Origin of the sequence: Thalassospira sp. CH_XMU1420-2, assembly GCF_037029325.1 — a bacterium.
GTDB classification, from domain to species: domain Bacteria; phylum Pseudomonadota; class Alphaproteobacteria; order Rhodospirillales; family Thalassospiraceae; genus Thalassospira; species Thalassospira povalilytica.
The window spans coordinates 1-3,329 of record NZ_JAYMEG010000021.1 but is presented as its reverse complement, the minus strand read 5'-3'; the positions used below and the strand labels follow the sequence as shown (position 1 = coordinate 3,329).

General features: G+C 52.6%; 5 protein-coding genes. All 5 read right to left on the bottom strand.

The genetic code is table 11. The annotated features are described in order from the left end of the window. The coding region (locus WA429_RS20780; RefSeq protein ID WP_336107842.1) for a hypothetical protein at positions 1–492 on the bottom strand (492 nt) is incomplete at its 3' end. A 155-nt stretch (positions 493–647) separates the two neighbouring features. Continuing rightward, positions 648–1,025, bottom strand: a complete 378-nt coding sequence (locus tag WA429_RS20775; RefSeq protein ID WP_336107841.1) for a hypothetical protein — start codon at positions 1,023–1,025, stop codon at positions 648–650. An 85-nt stretch (positions 1,026–1,110) separates the two neighbouring features. Then, positions 1,111–2,271 (bottom strand): DUF7146 domain-containing protein, encoded by a 1,161-nt coding sequence (locus WA429_RS20770; protein WP_336107840.1) that lies wholly within the window; start codon positions 2,269–2,271, stop codon positions 1,111–1,113. A 12-nt stretch (positions 2,272–2,283) separates the two neighbouring features. Then, positions 2,284–2,745, bottom strand: a complete 462-nt coding sequence (locus tag WA429_RS20765) for a hypothetical protein (RefSeq protein WP_336107839.1) — start codon at positions 2,743–2,745, stop codon at positions 2,284–2,286. Between the two features lie 68 nt (positions 2,746–2,813). After that, on the bottom strand, positions 2,814–3,329 hold a 516-nt coding region (locus tag WA429_RS20760; protein ID WP_336107838.1), incomplete at its 5' end, for a VWA domain-containing protein.

Below are 3,329 nucleotides of genomic sequence, written 5' to 3'. Positions count from 1 at the left end.
GAAATTATAGACGCGCAGGTACATCGGCTCCTCGGCTCGATCTTTGAACAGCAGTATCCGGTCATCGGTACTTTTATCGACCAGCGCAAAGCCGTGACGTTTTGCAACATCGATTGTCGATCGAGCAACGAAACGGTTCACGTCATCCAAGCTTTCGATGCTCTGCCCATCGATCACATCGGGCAGTGCATACTTCGAAACCACGTCTTGTGAGTCATCGCCATTCGTCACAGCCAAAGCGAGCAACAACAGGGAAAGTGGGCCGTCGGTGGCCAAGGCCGCGGCGTCAAGGGCCGCTGGCATCGGCGCCAACACGTCCAGATCCCGGGAATTCTCAAAATCATCCAGGATATAGGCTTGTTCGGTCGACGACTTGAGCTCGATGGCTGCCAGTTTCGCTTGATCCGTTGGCGGTGGTGCTGCGTCCGGGTAGTTGGCGCAGGCACTCAGCGCTGTTGCAGCGATCAGGGATGTGATTTTGATGGAATTCATATGCTTGCTCATACTTTGTTTTTCGAACTTTACGGGTATTGTTGGCGTTCGCACAACCCTGAGCTTGCGCGTATAAAAGTTTGATGACCTTTGATGCTTCATCGGAATTGAAAACAAAAAAAGGGGAGCAAATGCCCCCCTTTTTCTGGTGTTGATCAGTTAAATTCGTCTACCCAACCGACGAACTCAAGATATTGAAGGCCACGGTAGTCCTCGATTTCGAAAGTCGAGGAGAAGCAGCCACTGCGAGCTGCGAACCGATTGCCTGCTTGTTCCCAGGTTTCCCCTGCGTGACATACGATCGCGATTTGAACGTCGTCATTCAGATCAGGGTGCCTGTTGTAGAACAAACCTACCCGCGTCTCTCCTTCTTTGGCCAAGCGTTCGAACTTGTAGCCTTGTTCAGCAAGATCTTTCTCCAGAACATCAAGCATAGGTTCATTCGCTAGATCGCACGGAACTGTGTGCCCGAAAGCAAATAGATCACGCGATGCCAGGTCGGTTACGACTACGAGTTGTTCATTGTTCATCATGGTGTGTCTCCTTCAGCAAAAAAGAAGGGACACACTCCTCCCCCGTGGGGAGCAGTATGTCCCCATGGGGTTAGAGTGATGAGTGTTAGCCTGCGAGCTGCAGGTTGGTGATCAGGTTGAGATGACGAAAGCCTGCTTTACCGTAGTTGCTCCAAACATCGAGCCAATCCACGCACTTTTCACCATCGGAGATGTCAAGCGGTGGCAGGTGGTCGAAGATCTGAATGTCCGGTCGAGCCATTGCCATCCGTTCACGGAACGCATGGGCTGCTTCTTCGCCTCTCATTGATCGATCTTTATCGACGAAGTTGTGGATGATTTTGACCTCGGCCGGAGGGAGGAAACGTTCGAGAAGAACAGCATTTCCACATGCGCCAACGTTGAGGCCGGTCCCTGCCTCGACTGCAATACCTGTTTCCACGCCTTCGGTTATGCCAATAACGGCGGCCGGGGGGGAAAGCCAGATCGTACTTCCAGTCAAAGTAAGGTCATCCGGTTTCTTCGTCATTTTCTTCGGGTCACCGTTGACCGGGGCTTTGTCGCCTTGCGGTGTCAGGTAGATCCGATGAAGGTTGGTGGGTTTCCGTTCCTGATTAATGAACATCATTACCAGGGCAGGATAGGTTCCAAGGACTTCGCCAGTGTCTTCATCCCAATAATCCAGTCCCGGGTGGAAGCGGATGAAAGGGTTCGTTTCGTAGCGGGTGGAATTCACTCCACGCGCATCGAAATAGAGACGAGCCGGACGGGCGTGTTCATGAGACAGCGGGACTGAAGCCGTCCAGATCTCGTTGAGCCGTTGACGCTGTTCAGCGACTTTTTTCGGATCGACGATCTCCCTTTTCGGGACGAACTTCGGTTCTTGCTTCTGCATGGGTGGCCAACCTTTGCCGCTTTTCTTTGAGGGATAAGCGCCATTTGCTGGCTGCCGTCTTGGTTCCGGATCAATGCCGAGGTATTCACCCAGGTCATTGATGACAATGTTCAGCGGGACATCGTTAAGCCATGACAGCAAGCCGAGACCCGTTGAAAATACTCCACAAGAGTTGCAGACACCACCGCCAGTCTCCTCAAAGTCCTTGAAGAATCGAAACCCGTCCCGGCCCCCATGGCGGGGGCAGGCACCGTGACTTCCACACCTCCGCAGAACCTTGGCGTCAAACGACTTGGTGCTGAACCTTTGGATTATTTCTGACCAACGGCCACTGGCCGCATTCAGAACTTTGTCTTTGTCATAATTGTTCATCTTAGTTGCTCCTTAGCAAACAGCGATTTCGCGAACGGATTTCAGTGCGGCGCGCGCTGCGCTGTCGCACCAATCGTGGTTTTGGGTATTCCAGCAGCCGTTTATCGCGATGTGAGATCGCTGGTGCTTTGGATTGACCTTGATACCTTGCTGTCGGCACGAGAAAACAAGTTTTGTCAGCTCGCGTTCGGCATGGTTCGGCCGTTGTTGAAGATTAATAAGATCGACGGTGCGGTCACTATCTGTGATCACTTCTATCGACTTGAGCTTTTTGCCAGAGCAAAGCATCTGGGCGATGCGCAGCGCTCTGGTGACAGCAACAGCTTCACTATCCGTTGAGCTGTTTATGTCAGAGATTGCTCCGTGAAACCGAAACTCAGTCTGATTGTGAACTGGTTCGGAGAGCTTGATATGCATCCCGAAACCAGCTTGCCGGTTATCGTAAGAAGCATCGGTGATGATGGATACGTGCATGGTGTCTTCCTTAGCAAAAGGAAGGGGATGCACGTCTCCCTTGGGGATACGAACATCCCCTCTGGGGTTTAGCGCTTCAAGATGCGGTCAGCGAGGGAGAACAATGTATCTGGCAGACGCGAGGCGTCCTTTAGATACTCTGTATCCTCGATAAAGCGTTGGAGCGCGTTGGATTGGAGGGCTAGACCATAGAGCTCGATGCCGCTTTGCTTGCAGCGCTCGATAATGCTCTCGGTAGCCTTCGGGTTTCTGGGCTCTCCATCAGAAAGGACGATGATGATTTTTCGTTCGTTTTGCCTGGAGAGAACTTGTTCAGCAGCGAACATGAGAGCTGGAGCCAGCGGTGTCCCGCCATCTGCCAGTAGTCCCCCATATCGACCCTCTGTAGCGCGCGCTGTTGATCCAAATTTCTGGATCTCCAGAACGTCAGAGGATCGACCGGGAAAGGCCATACCGGCGAGCTCCACATGTGAGAAGCTGTCGATGGTCAATGCCAATCCCAATGCTGCCTGACGAGCTGCAACGATTGCGGATACCGGCTTGCCGGTTTCTGCGTTGAAATAGCTCATATTTTGCATCGAGCC